At 37.7% G+C, this 21,162-nt stretch carries 18 protein-coding genes; 9 read left to right on the forward strand and 9 right to left on the reverse strand.

Annotated features, from left to right (window positions below; all coding sequences use genetic code 11):
• Positions 1-14: 14 nt before the first annotated feature.
• A complete protein-coding gene (locus tag D0T08_RS27590) occupies positions 15-932 on the reverse strand; it encodes a hypothetical protein (RefSeq protein WP_158561248.1) in 918 nt (305 codons plus the stop codon).
• Positions 933-936: 4 nt separating this feature from the next.
• On the reverse strand, positions 937-1,800 hold the full coding sequence (locus D0T08_RS11815; RefSeq protein ID WP_116982840.1) for a DUF58 domain-containing protein: 864 nt from the start codon (positions 1,798-1,800) through the stop codon (positions 937-939).
• 113 nt (positions 1,801-1,913) lie between these two features.
• Between D0T08_RS11815 and D0T08_RS11820 the strand changes: the two genes are divergently transcribed.
• Entirely contained in the window at positions 1,914-2,279 is a 366-nt protein-coding gene (locus D0T08_RS11820; protein ID WP_116982841.1) for a DUF4296 domain-containing protein, read from the forward strand.
• 26 nt (positions 2,280-2,305) lie between these two features.
• Complete coding sequence (locus D0T08_RS11825; protein ID WP_116982842.1) at positions 2,306-3,040, forward strand: polyprenol monophosphomannose synthase; 735 nt, start codon at positions 2,306-2,308, stop codon at positions 3,038-3,040.
• Between the two features lie 2 nt (positions 3,041-3,042).
• On the opposite strand, the gene D0T08_RS11830 is transcribed toward D0T08_RS11825, so the two are convergent.
• The 5 genes from D0T08_RS11830 to D0T08_RS11850 form a co-directional block, all read right to left on the reverse strand.
• Entirely contained in the window at positions 3,043-4,851 is a 1,809-nt protein-coding gene (locus D0T08_RS11830; RefSeq protein WP_158561249.1) for a MutS-related protein, read from the reverse strand.
• Positions 4,852-4,908: 57 nt separating this feature from the next.
• Positions 4,909-6,108 (reverse strand): serine hydrolase, encoded by a 1,200-nt coding sequence (locus tag D0T08_RS11835; protein ID WP_116982844.1) that lies wholly within the window; start codon positions 6,106-6,108, stop codon positions 4,909-4,911.
• 66 nt (positions 6,109-6,174) lie between these two features.
• Positions 6,175-6,681 carry a hypothetical protein gene (locus D0T08_RS11840; RefSeq protein WP_116982845.1) on the reverse strand — a complete coding sequence of 169 codons (507 nt, stop codon included), beginning with the start codon at positions 6,679-6,681 and terminating at the stop codon, positions 6,175-6,177.
• A gap of 71 nt (positions 6,682-6,752) precedes the next feature.
• On the reverse strand, positions 6,753-7,616 hold the full coding sequence (gene mreC / locus D0T08_RS11845) for a rod shape-determining protein MreC (RefSeq protein WP_116982847.1): 864 nt from the start codon (positions 7,614-7,616) through the stop codon (positions 6,753-6,755).
• Between the two features lie 82 nt (positions 7,617-7,698).
• Entirely contained in the window at positions 7,699-8,730 is a 1,032-nt protein-coding gene (locus tag D0T08_RS11850) for a rod shape-determining protein (RefSeq protein WP_101728069.1), read from the reverse strand.
• 369 nt (positions 8,731-9,099) lie between these two features.
• Between D0T08_RS11850 and D0T08_RS11855 the strand changes: the two genes are divergently transcribed.
• The 7 genes from D0T08_RS11855 (at position 9,100) to D0T08_RS11885 (ending at position 18,459) form a co-directional block, all read left to right on the forward strand.
• Positions 9,100-10,593 carry a GH3 auxin-responsive promoter family protein gene (locus D0T08_RS11855; RefSeq protein ID WP_116982848.1) on the forward strand — a complete coding sequence of 498 codons (1,494 nt, stop codon included), beginning with the start codon at positions 9,100-9,102 and terminating at the stop codon, positions 10,591-10,593.
• A 250-nt stretch (positions 10,594-10,843) separates the two neighbouring features.
• On the forward strand, positions 10,844-12,238 hold the full coding sequence (locus tag D0T08_RS11860; protein WP_116982849.1) for a rhodanese-like domain-containing protein: 1,395 nt from the start codon (positions 10,844-10,846) through the stop codon (positions 12,236-12,238).
• A 261-nt stretch (positions 12,239-12,499) separates the two neighbouring features.
• Positions 12,500-14,269 (forward strand): signal peptide peptidase SppA, encoded by a 1,770-nt coding sequence (gene sppA / locus D0T08_RS11865; RefSeq protein WP_116982850.1) that lies wholly within the window; start codon positions 12,500-12,502, stop codon positions 14,267-14,269.
• 160 nt (positions 14,270-14,429) lie between these two features.
• The gene (gene yihA / locus D0T08_RS11870; RefSeq protein ID WP_116982851.1) at positions 14,430-15,032 is read left to right on the forward strand and encodes a ribosome biogenesis GTP-binding protein YihA/YsxC; all 603 of its coding nucleotides are present in this window, start codon (positions 14,430-14,432) and stop codon (positions 15,030-15,032) included.
• Between the two features lie 117 nt (positions 15,033-15,149).
• On the forward strand, positions 15,150-15,608 hold the full coding sequence (locus tag D0T08_RS11875) for a DUF5606 domain-containing protein (protein ID WP_116982852.1): 459 nt from the start codon (positions 15,150-15,152) through the stop codon (positions 15,606-15,608).
• 181 nt (positions 15,609-15,789) lie between these two features.
• Positions 15,790-16,791 carry an SDR family NAD(P)-dependent oxidoreductase gene (locus D0T08_RS11880; RefSeq protein ID WP_116983028.1) on the forward strand — a complete coding sequence of 334 codons (1,002 nt, stop codon included), beginning with the start codon at positions 15,790-15,792 and terminating at the stop codon, positions 16,789-16,791.
• A gap of 255 nt (positions 16,792-17,046) precedes the next feature.
• Positions 17,047-18,459 carry a tetratricopeptide repeat protein gene (locus tag D0T08_RS11885; RefSeq protein WP_116982853.1) on the forward strand — a complete coding sequence of 471 codons (1,413 nt, stop codon included), beginning with the start codon at positions 17,047-17,049 and terminating at the stop codon, positions 18,457-18,459.
• 50 nt (positions 18,460-18,509) lie between these two features.
• Here D0T08_RS11885 and D0T08_RS11890 read toward each other — a convergent pair whose 3' ends face one another.
• Both D0T08_RS11890 and D0T08_RS11895 read right to left on the reverse strand, forming a co-directional pair.
• Complete coding sequence (locus tag D0T08_RS11890) at positions 18,510-19,604, reverse strand: phosphotransferase family protein (RefSeq protein ID WP_116982854.1); 1,095 nt, start codon at positions 19,602-19,604, stop codon at positions 18,510-18,512.
• Between the two features lie 5 nt (positions 19,605-19,609).
• Positions 19,610-21,094 (reverse strand): DUF4301 family protein, encoded by a 1,485-nt coding sequence (locus tag D0T08_RS11895; protein ID WP_116982856.1) that lies wholly within the window; start codon positions 21,092-21,094, stop codon positions 19,610-19,612.
• Positions 21,095-21,162: the final 68 nt, after the last annotated feature.

Raw genomic sequence — 21,162 nt, forward strand, 5'->3', positions numbered from 1 at the left:
TCAAACTACTTAGTTTATGAATTGAGTGCCATTTCTTCACGGCGTTTCCGAAATAATTCAACAGCCTTATCTAATAAAACGTTCATTGCTATGGGCATATGTGTAGATAGAATACCCCCATAAATGGCAGTGTCTACATCTCTCAACGATTCTTCTAGAGATTCACTTGGGAGTCGATTAATGATTTCTTTACTGGTATAAGAAGTATATGGGCGTTTTTCCAGCCATTCTAGATGCTCTTTCCACATTACCAGTGCCTTACCTATATTGTCGCTATCAAGGGTGCCTTTGGTTATCTTTTTATAACTGGTTACAAAGTCTTTATGCTTACGACCAAACATAAATAGTCTGTACTGTTTCTCAATCCATTTACCAAAAAAGGCGTAGATAATACCTAAAATACCTAATATACCCAGCAGGTAGCCCAGAATCTTAGGATAGTTTACCTGTTGCTGCAAGGGCATCAGTTTGGTATCTGTCTTAAGTGTCAGAGAATCTACGCTTGTTTTAATCATCTCTTTCAGAAAAACCGAATCTAAGGATGCAAATACAGCTGTACAATCCCGTTTGCCTAAAACATATACAGGCAAGTTAAATTTCTGTGTTTTGCTAATATCGAAAGTTACCAGAGTATATACTATACTGTCCAGGCTTCGGTTGTTATTGGTACTGGTTGTGAAATAGTTTCGACGCACCATTTCGAATGGATAGAAATTATAGGTAGTATCAGGAAAAAATATTTCAGCAGAGGGGGAATGATAATAGCTTAAGGCATACTCAAAGGGACGGCCGAGTTCGACACTATCTGTTAAAAAACGTCCGATTGGTTTTTGCGCATAGGTTTTATTAAACATCAAACATAAAATCATTATCCCACTATATACGATACGAATAGCAGAAAAACCGAATCTATGGGATAGAGAATAAGACATCACTTTACTTTCTGACTCTAAACAATTGTATAAGTTTTGAAACATAATCTTCTCTTGAATCAATAGCCAGATAGTTCGCATTGTGTTGTTTACAGAGTTTCTCCAAGCGTTCTTGGTTATCTTCAAACATCTCTTTCATTTCTTTTTTGAAAGTAGGCGAAGACGTATTTACCCATACAGTCCTCTTAGTTTCTTTATCAAGTACTGGAATAATACCCAGGCTCGGGAGTTTTATCTCTCTCTGGTCGTAGATATGAATTACAACAAGATCATGTTTACGTGCAAGGGCTTTTAGATTATGCTCGTAGCCTTTATCCAGAAAATCAGAAATCAAAAATACGACACTTCGGCGTTTCAGGATATTGAGTGCAAAACCTATGGCAGCAGGGATATTGGTTAGCTGCGATAACGGTTTCATTTTAAATAAACTCAATATAATTTCATATCCATGCTTTAAACCATTGGCAGGCTTAAAATAGAGTTCTTTCTGGTCTGAGAAGCAATATAACCCTACGTGCCCGGCTTCCTTAATAGCTGATAATGACAATACACCACAAATCTCTTTGGCCGTATCTAATTTCAATTGTCCGTTATTTCCTACTTCCTGCGAGGCACTCACGTCTAACATAAAGAAAACCGTCTGCTCTTTCTCTTCCTTGAAAATCTTTACATAAGCCCCATGACCTTTAGCAGTGGTTATCCAGTCGATAGTCCGAACATCATCGCCATACTGATAGGTACGTAAGTCGCTAAACTCCAAGCCGGAGCCCTTGAAAACCGAACGAAAGTTTCCGTGCATCTGCGAATCTACAGCCTTACGGATTTTTATTTCGTACTTATTGAGTTTAGATATTATATCTTCTACCACTGTCTTTTAGCAATTAATATCCCGAATTTTTTTAGCGTGATTAACAAACTTTAACGTATTCAATCTCTTATTTTTTTCCGTAATTTGTTCTTTAATCTGAAAACGAAGATAAAGTGAAAATACTGACAAAAAAAATATTCTTGCATTTAGCCATTATTTCAACACTTATTTCCTGCATTGGAGACCCTACTCCTCCCAGCGATGTGATTGATATAAAAACTATGGCAAAAATTCTGGCAGATATTCACTTGACAGAAGCAAAAGTAAACCGGATAAGTTTTCAGGTGTATGATTCGACAAGAGTAGTTTATTTAGAATATGAACGTAGAATTATGGCCAAGTACAAGGTTGATACTGCTCGCTATAAGACCAGTTATCAATTCTACGTGCAGAATCCCGGGCTGATGGTAAAAGTATATGATGAAACGCTTAATATTCTGGACGAGAAGAAAAAAAATAAACAAATCAAAACTGACTAATAGAACCCACAAAAGAATCCTGAATAATGCCTAAAGAGAACCTTGTTATTATACCGACCTACAACGAAATTGAGAATATCGAAGCTATTATCAGAAAAGTGATGCACCTGGATGAAAGATTTGATGTGCTGATTATTGACGATGGCTCACCCGATGGCACTGGCTTTCAAGTAAAAGAACTACAGTTGGAATACCCGAATGAACTGCATCTGATAGAGCGTAGTGGTAAACTGGGCTTGGGTACGGCTTATATTCACGGTTTCAAGTGGGCTATAGAACAAGGTTATGAATTTATTTATGAAATGGATGCCGATTTTTCTCACAACCCCGAAGATTTGGTACGTTTATATAAAGCTGCTAAAATAGCTGGTTTTGATGTGGCGGTAGGTTCAAGGTATATCAAGGGGGTTAATGTAGTAAACTGGCCTATGGGACGTGTATTGATGTCTTATTTTGCCGGAGTATATGTGCGATTCATCACGGGCATGAAAATCATGGATCCTACTGCTGGATTCATCTGCTATCGACGGGAAGTATTAAAGACTATTCCCCTGGATAAGATTGTCTTTGTAGGCTATGCTTTCCAGATAGAAATGAAATTCAATGCGTTTCTGTATAAATTCAATATAACTGAAGTACCTATCATCTTTACCGACCGTACCAAAGGTGTCTCCAAAATGTCGACCAAGATTTTCAGAGAGGCTGTTTTCGGCGTTATTATGATGAAAGTCTGGAGTTGGTTTAAGAGTTTTAAGCGATAAAGCTATACAATCCCCATTTGCTTCATCAGAAACAGGGCATTCATATTTTGGGTAACTCCTGCCCGTAGTTTATAATCGAATGTCATTTTGTCTCCATCGATGATAATTTCAAAACAGATATTCTTGATTTTTTCGGGATATTTAGCAGCCATATTGGTCAAATCTAAATCATGAGTAGCAATCATTCCAAAGGCTGTTTTATATTGAATGAGTTTCTCTAAAAACAACTCTGAGCCTTGAAGCTTATCTTTTGAGTTTGTGCCCTTTAGTAATTCATCTAATATCACAAATATCTCTTTTCCAGTTTCAAGCATTTTTACTACGTGCTGTAAACGTAATAATTCGGCATGGAAATATGATTCTCCCTCATCTATCGAATCTGTGATCCGCATACAGGTATATACCTGGATTGGCTTGAATACAAACTTTTCTGCATGTACTCTTGCCCCAAGCATAGCTAAAATAAAATTTGATCCCACTGCACGTAGGAAAGTACTTTTCCCGGCCATATTAGCCCCCGTGACAATAAATATCTGTTCATTTTTATTAACGCTGAAATCGTTATTTACACTTTTGCCTTTTTTAAGCAAAGGGTGACCTAACTGAGTAACATCAAGAATTACGCTATCTGAAACCTCAGGAACAGTATAAGTATTATTGGCATAATCATAGCAAGCGATACTCACTAAAACTTCCATCTCGTGCAATATCGTAAAGGCTTGCAATAGAGCTTCACTGGATTGTCTTTTCCATATTTCGAATCTGTGTGCACATTGGTAATCCCATAAGAAAAAGGCATTCAGTATGGGTGCAAAGAAGCTATTTCTGATGGCAAAATAAGCCGAGATAGTAGCCAGTTTCTGAATAGCAACAGAAATATAAGCCGGTTTGGTCAAAGTGTCTTTCCAGGCACTTAAGATTGGCGCTTTAAATTCCTCTTTTTCTATTAGTTGAAATAGCTGAATATATCTTTGTAAATTCGATGTATTCTTGCTTATATTCAGATACATCGCATTCAGTTTCTTACGATTAACAAATGAAAAGACTGATTGCAGAATTAAAGTCAGCAACCAAACTTTAAAGGAAATTACACCGAAAATCCATAGGCCTAATATGATGGCGTTAATTGCAGGTACTAGCCACAATAGGATTCTATATTTCCCCATCAAATCAATATCTTCGCTTTTCAGCCAGGTTATCAATTGCTGATATTTGGCTTCGTCTTTTTCTAAGAGATTCCCTGTCGCTAAAAAATCAACTCGCCAATCAATTTTCTGGCCTAGTTCTTCAACGGCAGCCTGTCTTGACTCAATAGCCTCTCTTGTAAGAAAAGGGAATTTTAGTTGATTAGCCAAAGAATCACTGCCTGATTTGGTGATGCTTCTATTGAGCAATTGAAAAATGGAATGATTGCCGAAAATATCTAAATCGTAAGAAAAATAATGTATTTTATCTTCGTATTCTTTTCCATCTGCAAACTGGTCGTAAACACCCTCTGTGGCTAAAATTTCTTTCTCACAAACCTTGAGTTTTGATTCATAGTATTGAATCTTTTCGAGGATTTTCTGGTGCAAATTAACAAAGAAGAAAAATGCAGCTAAAACCACTAAGGCACTAATGACTAACCAGGTAGTAGCGCCATCTCTAATAATCATAAACAGGAGATATGCCTCAATAATAGCTAAAACCAGCCTTAAATAAGAAATGACATTAGCGGTGGATTTATTCTTTTCTATAAATGCGGTAGCATCGTTGGCGATACGGTTATAGCTCATAATTTTGTTTTGTGGGTCGATTCTATAAAAAAGCATGTTTAAACCGGATTTAAACATGCTCTCAATTAATACTCTCTATAAGTTGAAAAAGTTCTATTCGTCCAGAATATTTTCTTCTACACTCGATTGTTTGCCTCCGTGCATAATATCTACAATTTCTTTAATATTATATACAGAGCGGTTATAACGATTACTTAGGAGAATAATCACAAAGTCTTCGCGAGGGTCAAAGAACATGATGGTATTATAACCTTTCCACCAGCCTGTGTGGTAGATATAGTCGGTTTTCTGTTTGGCGTCAACCCACAATCTGAATCCATAACCATAATTACGCAAGCCAGGGTGTTCGAAACTACGGGGCAATATCATTTCTTTGAAAGACTCTTTTGAGATAAGCGTGTTATCTCTTAAAGCTTTATACCATTTCAACAAGTCTTCTACCGTCGAATATACCCCCTTATCACCTGTCACATCATCGTAATAATCTTTTGGCAAGCGTTGACCGAACTGGTAGCCATAAGTACGATTGATATTGATAGAATCATTTTTTGTGGTACCAATGAAAGAATTTTTCATACCGATTGGTAGAAAAATATTTTCACGCATATATTCATCAAATGATTTCCCTGAGGCCTTTTCGACTAAGGCCGCCAGAATAGCATAATTGGTATTGTTATAGCTAAAGAAATGGTCAGGTAAATTAAATCTTGGCGGAACAGGTATTGCCTTAGCAAACCATCGCATAATATCCTGATTAGTCGGATAAAGCTTCCCCTCCCTTACCAATTTATCGAAAGTGTATTGATAAAATGGCAAACCCGAACGGTGACAAAGCAAACTGCGAACCGTTACACCATCGTAAGGAAAATCAGGAAAATAGTCTTTTACGGTATTATCCAGTCCTAACTTACCTTGCTCGGTCAGTTTCATCACTGCTACTGCCGTAAAAGTTTTAGATAAGGAGGCTAACTGAAATTTTGATTGCAATACATTGCGGATGGTATCTTTAAAATTGGCATAGCCAAAGGCTTTTTCGTAGACAATCACATCTTTCTGGGCCACCAATACATTGCCATTGAAACCTTGTGCCAGTTTTTTCTGCATTATCTCTTCAATCAAAGCTGCTTTTACATCAGCTTTAATATCTTTCCTGATTTTGGCTTCTTTTCTTTTTAATTCGGCACTATCTACTACTGTTAAAGGCGCCTTAGTGGAATCAGCAGTTTTGGTTTGGCATGAAAAAAGAGAAACAGAACAGAAGAAAACAAAAATATATAAATACAAACGCATCATTAAAACCCTCTAAATAAGTTCTTACAATAACCTCAACACGATTGATAACAATCGTGTGTGCCAACATTAGTTTCCTCTTACGTACTGCAGAATAATAATCATGAATGAAGTGAAAACTACGCTACAAATGATTTTCAGAATCGTAATAAGAAAGAAAGCAAAACCTCCTGCTTCCACAAAGAACAAAGTCGAGTGATGTATCAAAGTCAGAATTGCAACATACCGAACAAAGCGCTCGGCGCCCATATCCTTTAAGGATATGACAATCTCATTTTCAATACCTTTTGTCGGAAAAAGGAATTTTATGATATAGCCTCTCAGATACCCTACCAATACACTTGCCGAGGCATGTACTCCTGCCGTATTATAGAAAATATCGACCAGTAACCCAGTAAGGAAACTTATAAGGATAACCCATACCGGTGGAATCTCGTCTGGCAATAATAAGATACAAGCAATATAAACGAAGCAAAAAGCCACATCAAAAAATACAAAATTGCGAAGCACCACAATTTGTAATATCAAATAAATAAAAAAAGTAACGATTAACCGTATGACTGTTTGCGAATTCATTTATAGTCCAGGGTATGATTAAAATAGCTTGTGTAGTATCTACATCTACTATTTATGGTTTGTCTGAAATCTTATTTTTTAACGTCAACCTTTGTGCTTTCTTCTAATTTCTCCTGTTCGTTTTTCAACTTATTGTTCACCACATATACATAAGAAATGTTCTGAAAATCGGTTGCTAACTCTACTTCAATATCAAAGAAAGCCTGGTCTTGTTTAGCGCTTAGTTTGCGTATTTTACCGACCATTGTTCCTGATGGGAAAATTACATTTTGCTCTGAAGTAGTGACAGAGTCACCTTTCTTGATTGGCTTAAATCTGTCGATAGTAGTCAGGTCAATCACTCTCGGGTTTAGTCCACCCCATTTGGCAATACCTAATGCTTTATCACTTTTCACTCTTAATGCCTGATTTCTTACCTCACTTGATACATTGAAGTCTGAATGAAGAATAGAATATACACGCGAGAAATGGTCTGAACATTGCATCACCTGTCCAACTACTCCTTGCGGACAAATAACACCCATGCCTGGCTCAATACCATCTAATTTACCTTTATCAATAGTCAGGTAGTTTTTCGATAAATTAACCGTATTATTCACCACCTTGGCGACCTTAAAGTCAAATCTTTGTGCAAAAGCGGAATCTACCTTGTAGTAGTCTCCCTCACGACCTTTAAACTGTTGCATGGCAATTACTGCCTTATTCAGTTCAGCATTTTCTTTTACCAACTGTTCGTTTACATTTCCCAAGTTCATGTAACTCTTCACGTAATTGGAAGTTTCGAGGGTTTTAGCAGCATAGTAGTTTGAGGTATTAAAAAAAGATACGTCCCAGTAATAATCATTCTTGACTATTAACCAGAAACTAACTAATTCTAAAATCACAAACAATAGGAAATTTCGTATCCGAAATATTAAACGGAAGAGTTGCGACATAAGTCTTTGTTGTATTGAAACTACAAGCTACAAGTCATAATAGTACAACTTGTAGCTCATAGCTTGAAGCTTATTAAATCTACTACTGAACAATAACAGCTCTATATTTTTCTATGTTTTTCAAAACTTCGCCAGTACCACGGACTACTGCACGAAGTGGATCGTCAGCTACGTGAATCGGCAATTTTGTTTTGATAGCCAAACGTTTGTCTAGGCCATGTAATAAGGCACCACCACCTGTCAGATAAATACCGTTTTCGTAAATATCGGCAGAAAGCTCTGGCGGAGACATCTCAAGTGCACGCATGATAGCCTCTTCAATTTTAGAAATAGATTTATCTAAAGCGTAAGCTATTTCGCTATACGTTACTTTAATTTCTTTCGGAATTCCAGTCATCAAGTCACGACCACGGATTTCAATATCAGCCGGAGGATTATCCAGATCAGGTAAAGCTGCACCTACCTGAATTTTGATAAATTCTGCTGAACGCTCCCCAATTAACAGGTTATGCTCACGGCGCATATAATCTACGATATCTCTTGTAAACAAGTCACCTGCGATACGGATAGATGCCTCACAAACAATGCCTGAAAGCGCAATAACCGCAATCTCAGTTGTACCTCCACCAATATCCGCAATCATTGACCCATTTGGTTGCTCAATATCAATACCGATTCCAATAGCCGCTGCAATAGGCTCGTGCACCATATATACTTCTTTTGCACCTGCGTGTTCGCAAGAATCCTTAACCGCACGTTTCTCTACCTCAGTAATACCAGACGGAATACAAACTACCATGCGGTGCGATGGTGAAAAAAACCAGTTACGTCCGGTTTCAATCATTTTAATCATCCCGCGAATCATTAATTCGGCAGCGGTAAAGTCGGCAATTACACCGTCTTTTAATGGACGGATAGTTTTTATATTTTCGTTTGTTTTTTCATGCATTTGCATTGCTTTGTGTCCTATCGCCAACACTTTTCCGGTAATTTTGTCCAAAGCAATAATAGAAGGTTCATCTACCACAATCTGGTCTTTGTAGATAATAAGGGTATTTGCTGTACCCAGGTCAATCGCGATGTCACTCGTGAGAAAGTTAAACAATCCAGCCATATCGAGCTTTATGAGTTAATGAGTTTTTTAAATTTGCCCGCAAATTTACAATTATTATTTGCAAAGTTCTGTGAAAAATAAATTTTTTACTTTTTAATTGGTGCAATAGTATAAATAAATTCAACAGAATCTTCCTCTATTTTATTTTTGGAAGTTTTTTTTGAATTTTTAGGAGAACCTACCATTTGTAAATAATTCAGATTACCAGGTAATGCTTGGTTTTAATTGTAATTTTGCATAAATGTTATAACAAATTCCCTTTTCATTTGTTTAGAAGCATTGCAAAAGGTGTGGATAAATTTACTCCATAAACAAACTAATAACTAGTTTTAATTAAAATTTATTCTAAAATCCTATATTTGCCACATTATGGGAATACGTTCAATATTAAGTAAACCTCTGGCGGCTTATGTAGTTGCCCAACAAAAAAAATGGATTGCGCGCTCGGCGGAAGTACAGGCTGAATGGAGAAAAAAACTCGTTGAGCAGGCAGGCAATACCACCTTTGGCAAAGACCATCATTTTAAGGATATACAGTCTTACGAAGATTACAAACAGGCTGTGCCTGTGCGTGATTATGAAGATGGGAAACACTATATCAATCAAATTTTAGCTGGTGAGGAAAATGTATTATGGCCTGGCAAACCGCTATACTTCGCCAAGACTTCGGGCACTACTTCGGGCACAAAATATATTCCAATCTCCAAAGACTCTATACATAATCATATTGATTCGGCTAAGAATGCTTTGCTCAATTATATTAACGAAACAGGCAAATCAGCGTTTCTAGATTACAAACTCATTTTTCTATCAGGTAGCCCCGAATTGAAAGAAAAACACGGAATTCATATCGGGCGACTTTCTGGTATTTCTACCCACCATGTTCCGGCCTATCTGCAAAGTAACCGGATGCCGTCGTACGAAACTAATTGTATAGAAGACTGGGAAGAAAAACTTGAGAAAATCATTGACGAAACCATCAATCAACCCATGAGTCTTATCTCAGGCATTCCACCCTGGGTACAGATGTATTTCGACCGAATTCAGGCACGCACGGGTAAAAAGATAAAAGATGTGTTCCCGAAATTTGATCTGTTTGTGTATGGTGGTGTAAATTTTGAGCCTTACCGGGCCAAGCTTTTTGAATCTATTGGTAAGCCCGTTGATTCAGTAGAATTATACCCGGCTTCCGAAGGTTTCTTTGCCTATCAGAATGAGCAGCATGATTTGGGTATGTTGTTGCTATTAGATACTGGAATCTTTTATGAATTTATTCCTGCGGAAGAATATTTCAGCGAAAAACCTACTCGCCTGAGTATTGAACAAGTAGAGCTTGGCAAAAATTATGCATTAGTCATTAACAACAATGCCGGACTATGGGGATATTCAATTGGCGATACAGTGAAGTTTGTTTCATTAAACCCATATAAAGTGATTGTTTCGGGTAGAATTAAACATTTTATTTCAGCTTTTGGAGAACATGTGATTGGGGAAGAAGTGGAGAAGGCTATGAAATTTGCCTGTCAGCGCCATCCGGAAGTAGAAGTGATTGAGTTTACCGTTGCTCCTATGGTGAGCCCCGAAGAAGGATTGCCTTATCATGAATGGCTGGTTGAATTTGCTACCCCACCTAAAGATATGGAACAGTTTATTGAAGATTTGGATAAGAAAATGACTGAACTGAATGTCTATTATGATGATCTCATTACAGGTAGTATTCTTCGAAAACTAGTCATTACTTCGGTAAAAAGAGATGCCTTTATTGACTATATGCGCTCGCAAGGAAAATTAGGTGGGCAAAATAAAGTGCCGCGTTTGTCTAACGACCGCAAAATTGCAGATGTGTTGGGGAAAATGGTGTAAATAATAGTTTTTTCGTAGAGACGTATTGCTATACGTCTTCATTGGTATGTATAAGTGAGAATAATATCTATCCCTTAGATTTTTCAGTAAATACGTTTATTGAAATGCATAGTCCTTTGGAGACGTATTGCAATACGTCTCTACCAAATTAGTCAAATTTTTAAATTGATGTTCATTTACACTAAAAGCGTATATGAACATTTTTTTTTAATTTCACGTTGGAAAATCAACCAACATTGCATCAACAAATATGAAAGTCGAACAAATCTACACGGGTTGTCTGGCACAGGGAGCCTATTATATTGAATCAGACGGAGAAGCTGCCATTATTGACCCACTGCGTGAAGTAAATACCTATATTAATAAAGCAAAGAAAAGTGGAGCGACCATTAAATACATTTTTGAGACCCACTTCCATGCAGATTTTGTTTCAGGCCATGTAGAATTGTCAGAAAAAACCAATGCACCCATTATCTATGGTCCCAATGCCAATCCGGCCTTTGAAAGCATCATTGCTACTGACGGACAAGTATTTGAATTAGGCCAAATCAAAATCAAAGTTTTGCACACGCCCGGCCATACAATGGAATCTTCGTGCTATTTATTGTTCGACGAAAATGGCAAAGAATATTGTATTTTCACTGGTGATACTTTGTTTATAGGAGATGTTGGTCGCCCGGACCTTGCTCAAAAATCAGACCTGACTGTGCATGATTTGGCAGGAAAGTTATACGATTCTTTAAGAACTCAAATTCTTCCCCTACCCGACCATCTGATTGTCTATCCGGCTCACGGAGCAGGCTCAGCTTGTGGCAAAAATATGAGTAAAGAAACGTTTGATTCTTTGGGGCATCAGAAACAGGTAAACTACGCCTTGCAGAAACAAAGCAAGGAAGATTTCATTAATGCGGTAACTGATGGGTTGACTCCTCCACCCTATTACTTTCCAAAAAACGTACAACTGAATAAAACAGGCTCGGCAAGTCTTGAAACCGTGATGGAATCAGGTTTGCAGGCGCTATCACCTGAAGCTTTTGAAGTAGCTGCCAATGAAACCGGAGCAATCATTCTTGATACTCGTCAGGCTACCGATTTCAAAGATGCTTTTATTCCTAATAGCATCAATATAGGTATCAAAGGCGATTTCGCTCCTTGGGTAGGTACACTCATTACAGATATTCAACAACCCATTATCTTCGTGGCCGATGAAGGTTTGGAAAAAGAAGTAATTACGCGCTTATCGAGAGTAGGTTATGACAATATTCTGGGCTATCTCGCAGGAGGTATTGAGGCGTGGAAAGAAGCAGGTAAAGAAACGGATAGTATTGAATCTATTTCTCCGCAAGAATTTGCTGACAGATACCAACAAGAAGATTTATTAGTTAAAGACGTTCGGAAAAATACAGAGTTCGAAACTGAGCATTTAGCCAACGCTGAAAATATACCTTTGGCTTATATCAGCGAAAATATGGCTGAGTTTTCCAAGAAATCCACTAATTATATTCATTGTGCAGGCGGCTATCGTTCTATGATTGCTGCCTCTATACTCAAATCGAGAGGTTTCGACAATGTAGTGAATGTTGAAGGGGGTATAGGTGCTATTAAGCAGCTATTACCTGCATCCGATTTAGTCTCTTCTCATTAAAAATCAGGCACTTGTACCCTAAAGAGTATAAGTGCCTTTTTACCTTATCCTCTCAAATTTCCTCTTAGCTAAATCTTCTGCCATTTATCATAATATTGACGCAAATTACTGTATATACATATACTTTTGTACAATAAAACTATTTGGGGATTACTGTAGATATTTTTTATCGTCAAACTGCTGTTTATTTTGTACCCTGCAATAAGTTTTACAGTTTTAATATAACGTGAAAACTCTAATAACTATACCGTTTTATAAATTATGTTACAATTTTTGAAATATGTCTTTGCGACAATCGTCGGGCTATTTTTGTTCCTTGTGTTTTGTTTCTTCATTTTAGTGGGTATTGGCTCAATGATGTCGAGTTCTGACGAGAAAACTTTTGTTTCTAAAAACTCTGTCCTTAAAATAGATCTTAATCAAGTCATACGGGAAAATACACCACAAGACGACCCATTTACTGAAATTTTATCAGGTGGCCGTGGCCCCGGTCAGATAGGCTTACCACAAATCAAAGAAGCCATTGCTAATGCCAAGCTAGACCCGAATATCGAGGGTATTTATCTTCATGCCGAATATCCATCAGCAGGTTTTGCTACGTTAGAAGAAATCAGAAGCTATCTGGAAGATTTCAAGAAATCTAAAAAGTTTGTGTATTCTTATGCCGAAGTGATGTCAGAAGGGTCTGTTTATCTTTCTTCTGTGGCGGATAAAATTTACCTGACCCCAAGCGGTGGCTTAGATTTCAATGGTTTAAATGCCAAATATACTTTCATGAAAGGCTTATTCGAAAAGATTGGGGTAAAACCAGAGATTTTCAGAGTAGGTGAATATAAAAGTGCAGTTGAACCGTTTTTCAGAACCAATATGAGTGAGGCTAATCGTGAACAAACACAATCTTTTATTAATGATATTGCAGCCCGTTTCTATGGCGATATTTCAAAATCAAGAAATATCCCGATGGATGAATTGAATAATATTCTGAACAATGCTTTGATACAAGAACCGGGTGATGCAGTAAAATATAAATTGATTACCAATACGGGTTATTGGGATGAATTTGAGCAGGCAATCCGCCATGAATTAGGAGTAGAGAAAGATAAAAAAATTGAATATGTTACCCTACATAAATACCTGAAAGCCGAGAAATACGTAAAGGAGGGAAGTCTTTCTAAAAAAATTGCAGTGATTGTAGGTGAAGGTGACATTGTAACAGGAGAAGGTGCTGAAGGAAGCATTGGTTCTGATAAAATTGTGAAAGAATTACAGAGAGCTCGTAACGACTCTAAAGTAAAAGCAGTAGTACTAAGAATCAATTCAGGTGGTGGTAGCTCGTTAGCTTCTGATATAATGTGGAGAGAGGTTGAATTGACAAAAAAAGTAAAACCTGTGATTGCTTCTATGGGCGATTATGCCGCTTCGGGAGGTTATTATATGGCGATGGCTTGTGATACTATAGTGGCTCGTCCGACTACTATTACAGGTTCTATCGGTATTTTTGGTATGATTTTCAATGTTGAGACGCTGATGAATCAGAAATTGGGAATTACTTTTGATGCAGTTGGTTCACATAAATTCTCTGATTTCCCATCGGCAACCCGTACCATGAGTGATGCTGAAAAAATGATGATTCAGAATAGTGTAAATCATGGTTATGAAAGCTTTACATCTAAAGCAGCCAAAGGTCGCCGAATGAGCGTTGAGCAATTAAAATCTCTGGCAGGTGGTAGAGTATGGACAGGCACACAAGCCAAAGCGAATGGTTTAGTTGATGTATTGGGCGGTATAGATGATGCCATCAGAATTGCGGCACAAAAAGCCAAATTGAAAGAAGGTGAATATCGTGTAAAATATTATCCAATCGAAAAATCAGGCATTGAAGCTGTCTTAGATAAATTTGGAAAAGATCAAGAAGAAGAGAAAGTGAGAGCTTATTTAGGTGCGCTTGCTCCATTTGCGAAGCAGATAAAAACACTTCAAACGATGGATAAATTACAGGCAAGAATACCGTTCGAATTGGAAGTAAAATAATAATAGCAAGCTTATTAAAACATAAGCCCAGGCAATAAAACCACAAGAAGAGAGAAAAAAGTGCTACCTTTGTGCTTTATTCTCTCTTCTTTTTTGTGGCTAATAATCCCATAAGAAGAAAAAATGCAATCACTTATGATTGTCTGAATCTGAAAATAGCATGAAATTCACCGAAGCAAAATTTGTTCAAAGCGCCTCTGATTATCGCAAAAGCCCTAAGCCTTTGCTACCCGAATATGCCTTTATTGGCAGATCAAACGTAGGCAAATCGTCTTTGATTAATATGCTCACGGCTAATAAAAACTTAGCCAAAACTTCCCAAACACCTGGTAAGACTCAATTAATTAACCATTTTATCGTAAATAATAATTGGTTTCTGGTCGATTTACCCGGTTATGGTTTTGCCAAAGCACCTAAAGCCGAACGTGAGAAATGGGATAAAATGATTTGGGATTATCTGGCGCACAGAGAAAACCTGATGTGTGTCTTTGTGTTGATTGATATAAGAATAGAGCCTCAAACGGTTGATTTGAACTTTATAGATGCCCTCGGAGAAAAAGGCATTCCATTTTATCTGATATTTACCAAAGCCGATAAAGTAGGAAAAGTAACGGCCGAAGAAAACATTGACTTATTCAAGAAAACGATGTTAATGACCTGGAGTAAGGTTCCACCTTATTTTGTTACTTCTTCTGAAAAAAGAATAGGTAGGGAAGAATTATTGAAAGCAATAGACGAGTTAAATCAGTCTTTTAAAAAATAATTTATAATTTTGCATCAATATGAATCGTTGATTAGCATAGCTATCAGCTGAATTTATCCAACAATTTAGAACTCTGGCAAGTACATTGCCATTCATAAAGCTTACTTTATTTATCAAATGGAATTATTAAGAGACATCGCCCATATTTCGGGAAAAAGCGGATTGTATAAAATTTTAAAACCTGGTCGTGGTGGCGTAATTGTAGAAACGCTTGACGATAAGAAACAACGTGAAATGGTAAGCGCCAATGCACGTGTATCTGTATTAAAAGATATTTCGATTTATACCGAAGACCAGAACAAATCTATACCACTTTCGGATATTTTCCTTAAAATCCGTGAATTACACGGCGAAACTGTGGCAGATGATTATAAGAGCTTTTCAAATAATCAACTATTCGATTTCTTTGCACAGGTAATGCCTGATTTTGACCGTCAGAAAGTATATCCGGCAGACGTTAAGAAAATTGTTGGCTGGTATAATCTTCTTTCAAAAAACCTGCCTGAGGTATTCATTGCCCCTACAACAGAAGAAGCAACTGAACCGGTAGCCGAGGATACAAAAGCTGAAGCATAAGATATTAGTTTTATAGATACGTAATCCCTGATTAAGCAATAGCTGTAATCAGGGATTTTTTGTTTAGAACAATGTATCTGCATTTTATCTTCCTGACAGACTTTAGGACTTTTTTTTATTTGTTTTGCTATTACCTTTGCAGTAATGTATGCGAACTGGAAGTTCGCACCACAAATATCTTATGAACCGTATTCTTATAACAGGCGCTAACGGGCTGCTGGGTAGTGCTACCGCTAAAAGATTTGTTGAAGCAGGTTTTGAAGTACTGGCCTTGTGTCGTGCTGAAAGTGACCTGACTGCCCTGAAAGATATTGCCAACAAAATAACTATCGTAGAAGGTGATATTCTGGATGTTGTTGCATTAGAAAAAGCCTTAGAGGATGTAGATTTTGTAGTGCATTCGGCGGCAGTGGTGTCTTACACTCCAAAAGACAAAAACCGCATGTATAAGACGAATGTGGAGGGTACGGCTAATGTGGTAAACGTATGTTTGATGAAAGGCGTAAAAAAGCTTTGCCATATCAGTTCTATTGCTGCCTTGGGCAAGCCTGCTGCCCCTCAGAATTTATCGAACAAGGATACTATCATAGATGAAGATCAGAAGTGGGAAGACTCCCCTATCAATTCCAACTATGCTAAAACCAAATATCTTTCTGAACTGGAAGTATGGCGTGGTAAAGCCGAAGGCTTACCTATTGTCATTGTCAATCCATCTGTAATACTAGGCGAAAGCGACTGGACTAAAAGCAGTACTCAATTGTTTAAATATGCCTACGATGAGCATCGTTTCTACAGCGAGGGCAATATGAACTACGTAGACGTAAAAGATGTGATTGAAGCTATTTATCAATTAACTATCTCAGATATTGAGGGCGAAAGATTTATCTTAAATGGTGGAACTGTTAGTTATAAAGAATTCTTCGAAAAGGTTGCCAGACTATTCAATAAAAAACCTCCTACCAGCAAAGTTTCCCCTATACTCACCGAAATCATCTGGCGGGTAGAAGCCCTCAGGTCTTTTATTACCGGAAAAGCTCCGCTGATTACCAAAGAAACCGCCAAAAATTCTTTAATGAAGTTTGTTTACAGGAGCGATAAGATTCGTCAATCACTCAATTTTAAGTTTACTGATTTCGACGAAACCATTAAGCGGGTAAGTATGTTTTTATTAAAGAGTCATTGATCTTTTGAGTAGATTCATGCGTAAAAATAGCTTTTATCCAGCTAATCCTTACAGTAAATTTATTGAGAGAAATCCTTGACATTTGATAAAAAATACTTATATTGAATCATAATTGTTGTCGGGATTGAGTATTTTTAATTGAAAACACTTTAAATCCTTTATTTAAAGCTGTTTATAAAAGATTAAGACTATCCGAGCAAATATATATAATTACCGTCCTATGGTTGGGCCGTAAAAAACTTTGGGTAATCTTACATGCAACACGAATTCAGCGACAGATTCGAAAACTTCGATGGCGCAGATGTAAAAGCGACTGTTGAACGTTTTGAAGGAATGCTCAAAAGCCAAGAAACGGTCTTCTTCGATGAAGAGACGTATGAACAACTCTCTGAGTACTATCTTCTAGCCGGAAAATGGGAGATGGCTATGCAAGCCTGTCAGATGGGACTTGAACAGTACCCTTACTCTCTCGACCTCCTTTTGGATCAAGCACAGATTCATGCCAATAATGAACGGTTTGAAGAAGCAATGGAAGTGTTGGACAGAGCCTCCACTTTTAATCCGGCAGACAATGAAATCACTTATATGCGTGGTGTGATATGTAACCTTATGGGTAGCTACGAAGAAGCTATTGAGCATCTGAGAGAAGCATTGTTGATGTCGGAAGAAAAAGAGTCGGTGTATTTCCAATTGGCTCAAACTTATCAGAACTGGCAGAAATTTGAAGAAGCCGCTCATTTCTACAAAAAGGCTATCAAACATCAGTTTAATGAAGAAATAGCTTTTTATGAATTGGTTTTCTGCTTAGAGCAACTAAATAAATTAGACGAAAACGTATCCTATTTTCAGGATTTAGTAGATAACAATCCGTATTCTTATCTGGCGTGGTTTGCGTTGGGTATGGTACACGGAAGGTTGAATAATCATAAAGATGCAGCGTATGCATATGATTATGCAGTAACCATTAACGAAAAATTTGCTTCGGGATGGTTTAATCTGGCATATACCTATATCAACCTCGAAAACTACCTTGATGCCAAGGAATGTTATCTGAATGTATTGAAGAACGAAAAGCCTACTGCTGAAGTGTACACGCATCTGGGAGTGGCTTGTGAGAAACTGGAACAATTTGAAGAAGCGTATAAATACTACAACGAGGCCGTTAATCTGGATGAGAGTTGGGATGAAGCCTGGTTTGGTATGGGTTCGGCTTTGTATGAGTTAAACCGCTGGTACGAGAGTATCCATTTTACGCAGAAAGCTATTAAGCTCAATGAAAGCAATGCTGAATACTGGCTTTTATTGGCAGATACAGAAGCAAAGTTGGGTAATTTTTTATCAAGCAATGAAGCCTATAGATTTGCGATGGGTCTTGACCCTAAAAATCCGGATATCTGGTTGAGTTGGTCTTTGCTTTTCTTTGAGAATGGTGAGTACACCAAGGCTTTTGAGATTATGTATGATGCCCTCACAGAACTACCGGAAGAGGCAGATTTGTATTACAGAGCAGCCGTATATCTGATTTTAGATGGCAGTTTCAACGAAGCCTATAAATATCTGGAATCGGGCTTAACATTGAATTATGATGCTCATGCGCAGGTTTATGACTTTTTTCCGAACCTGAATACACAGAAAGCATTGTTTCGGATTATAGAACAATACAAATAGAAACTGGGCTTTGAGCAATCTCAAAGCCCAGTTTGTTTATAAGCTTTTTTTTACAACATCTTCCCTTTTTCTATGGAAGTGACACCTTTCTTCGACAAAGCTTTTACCCCATAAATTAACTCGGCAAAACGCTCATCTTTGGTTAAGCCCTTTTTATATCGGCTATATATCTGCTGAATGACAACCGAGTTTTTAAAAAGCCCGAAAACGTAGAAGTATAGAATATTTGATATATCTCTCCCACTCTTTTCTGCATAGCGTTCGGCAAATTCCTGACGGCTCAAATTTCCGGGCAACCAAGATAAGTTGAAGCCTTTTTCAAACATGCCATCGTTGGCCTCTGCCCAATAAGATAAGGTAGTACCTAAATCCATCAGAGGATCTCCAACGGTTGTCATTTCCCAGTCTAAGACTGCTAATATATCTGACCAATCATCTACATTCAGCACCAGATTATCGTACTTATAATCGTTATGAATCAGCGTTGGCTTTCCTTCGGTAGGGAGATTTTCTTTTAACCAGTTCGCCAGATTATCCATTGCAGGTATCTCATCAGTCTTTGAGGCTAAATAGCGTTTATGCCAACCCTCTACCTGACGTTGTATGTAGCCTTCCGGCTTACCGATATTAATTAAGGCAGGTAGATCTGCGTTTGTAGCTTCAATATCAATGGCGTGGAGTTCTACTAAGTTATCGCACAAAGCTTCTGACATTTTGCGCATCATTTCGAGGGCTACATTACCCATCAACTTCGGTGCATCTTTTGCCCGCAGAATAATACCTTCTACCCGTTCCATAATATAGAATGGGCAACCCATTACCGATTCATCTTCGGTGTATATAACAGGCTTAGGTATTTTCTTATAGCCGCTGTTTTGTAAAGCGCTTAATATTTTGTACTCCCGACCCATATCGTGCCCGCCTTTGATGTCTTTTGCACCAAAAGGTGGCCGTCTCAAAACATATGCTTTACCTGCTGTTTTTAATAAATAAGTAAGATTAGAATATCCGCCCGGGAACTGGGCGATTTCGACAATAGGTTCAAAATCAGGTGAAGCTGATTGAATAAATTCGTTCAGCTTTACCAAATCAATTTCTTCGCCCTGCCTGATGCTTGTAGGAGAATCTATTTTAATAGGGCTCATGTTTATCAGGCTGGTTGGTGCTCGCTCCTCAATAAATCATTTACCGTTTTAACAGGGTTAAAGGTAATGAGCGGAACTTCTACAAAAAGTGTATTCCAGTCTGACATGGCACCATTCCAAAGACCCGGTAATTCCTGGGCTTTCAGGTCTTTACCACTTTGCGATTTCTGGGTAATGAAACCAGTCTGTGGGTCGCGGTAATTCAATAAATTGAATTTATTGCCTTTATAATCTTTCACCGAACATATCAAATCCACCGGATTAAAGTGTGTTGCTTTATCGAAGATTTCTTTTTGCTGTGCATTACCTAAATCAATTTGAGCCGACTCTACTACCTGTAACGAAACCGAACTATCAGGATCTTTTGCCCAGAATGGTCCACCACCCGGTTCGCCCACGTTTTTCACCATACCACACAAACGAATCGGTCGATTGAGTTTGCGTTTACAATAATCCATTTTGGCATCAACTGAATAACTTCCGAAGCCCTCTGGAGGTAATGTACAAAGCTTGGTTTCAAGGAAATTCAGGATTTCCTTTAATAGTTTTTCATCTACTTCCTCACTATATAATTTCTTTAAATAGGAGAATATTTTTTCCTGATAGTCTAACAATAGACCTGCCAAAGCCTTTTTGTAGAGAATAGTTTTACTTTTCAAACGGTCAGGTACTACATTATCTACATTTTTAATGAAGATAATATCAGCCTCCTGTTCGTTCAGGTTCTCAAGTAATGCCCCGTGTCCGGCTGGACGGAAAAGTAGGTCTTCACTACCTGTGCGGAATGGTGTATTATCCATATTTACCGCAATGGTATCAGTAGAAGGCTTTTGCTCTGAAAAACTGATGCTGTACTTTACTTTATATTTGGCTTCGTATTTAGGCAATACAGAGTCTATTAAAGTTTTGAATTTCTTTCTATGCTCTGGCGAAACTGTAAAGTGCAATTTCACTTTGCCATTGCTATTGGCATATTTTGCGCCTTCTACCAGATGCTCTTCCACAGGCGTTCTGGCAGTTTTGCCGTATTTATGAAAATGCAATAAACCTTTAGGCAAACTACCATAATCTAGTCCTTTATCTGTCAGTAAATATTCCAGAACAGTCTGATAATCACCAGATTCAGCACCTATAGCTTTCACAAGCGTATCATAAAACGCGAAGTCTTTTAGCCTCTCTAAAAACTCATTCACCGATTTGTCCAGCTTTCCTTCATCCTTGGCAGAAAATAGAGATTTAAACATACGGGTTGCTGCCCCGGAAGCAGGTACAAATTTCAATAGTTTCAGTTTTGGGGCTCTGCTATCAAAATACTTCGCATACTTACCTGCCTGAGAGTCAGAGAGCGCGATAATGCCATCGCCAATAGTCGCAGCTTTTATTACATTCAGATACGGAAAACCTTTTTTAAAGTTTTCTATCTGCTGCTGAATCGTTTCGAGGTTTGCACCACGAACTTTAATTTTGTCAAGGTCTTTTTCGATGAACATATCACTTGTTGTATTTATACTTTTGTTTGTGATTATTGCGACGTAATTTTACAAAAATTTAGAATCAA

This window comes from Emticicia sp. C21, from assembly GCF_003418935.1.
Taxonomy (GTDB): Bacteria; Bacteroidota; Bacteroidia; order Cytophagales; family Spirosomataceae; genus Emticicia.

Coding starts and splice junctions, on each gene's coding strand:
- D0T08_RS27590 (WP_158561248.1), bottom strand. CDS start 932: ATGTCTTATTCTCTATCCCATAGATTCGGTTTTTCTGCTATTCGTATC.
- D0T08_RS11825 (WP_116982842.1), top strand. CDS start 2,306: ATGCCTAAAGAGAACCTTGTTATTATACCGACCTACAACGAAATTGAG.
- D0T08_RS11830 (WP_158561249.1), bottom strand. CDS start 4,851: ATGCTTTTTTATAGAATCGACCCACAAAACAAAATTATGAGCTATAAC.
- D0T08_RS11835 (WP_116982844.1), bottom strand. CDS start 6,108: ATGATGCGTTTGTATTTATATATTTTTGTTTTCTTCTGTTCTGTTTCT.
- D0T08_RS11840 (WP_116982845.1), bottom strand. CDS start 6,681: ATGAATTCGCAAACAGTCATACGGTTAATCGTTACTTTTTTTATTTAT.
- mreC (WP_116982847.1), bottom strand. CDS start 7,616: ATGTCGCAACTCTTCCGTTTAATATTTCGGATACGAAATTTCCTATTG.
- D0T08_RS11850 (WP_101728069.1), bottom strand. CDS start 8,730: ATGGCTGGATTGTTTAACTTTCTCACGAGTGACATCGCGATTGACCTG.
- D0T08_RS11855 (WP_116982848.1), top strand. CDS start 9,100: ATGGGAATACGTTCAATATTAAGTAAACCTCTGGCGGCTTATGTAGTT.
- D0T08_RS11860 (WP_116982849.1), top strand. CDS start 10,844: ATGAAAGTCGAACAAATCTACACGGGTTGTCTGGCACAGGGAGCCTAT.
- sppA (WP_116982850.1), top strand. CDS start 12,500: ATGTTACAATTTTTGAAATATGTCTTTGCGACAATCGTCGGGCTATTT.
- yihA (WP_116982851.1), top strand. CDS start 14,430: ATGAAATTCACCGAAGCAAAATTTGTTCAAAGCGCCTCTGATTATCGC.
- D0T08_RS11875 (WP_116982852.1), top strand. CDS start 15,150: ATGGAATTATTAAGAGACATCGCCCATATTTCGGGAAAAAGCGGATTG.
- D0T08_RS11880 (WP_116983028.1), top strand. CDS start 15,790: ATGAACCGTATTCTTATAACAGGCGCTAACGGGCTGCTGGGTAGTGCT.
- D0T08_RS11885 (WP_116982853.1), top strand. CDS start 17,047: ATGCAACACGAATTCAGCGACAGATTCGAAAACTTCGATGGCGCAGAT.
- D0T08_RS11890 (WP_116982854.1), bottom strand. CDS start 19,604: ATGAGCCCTATTAAAATAGATTCTCCTACAAGCATCAGGCAGGGCGAA.
- D0T08_RS11895 (WP_116982856.1), bottom strand. CDS start 21,094: ATGTTCATCGAAAAAGACCTTGACAAAATTAAAGTTCGTGGTGCAAAC.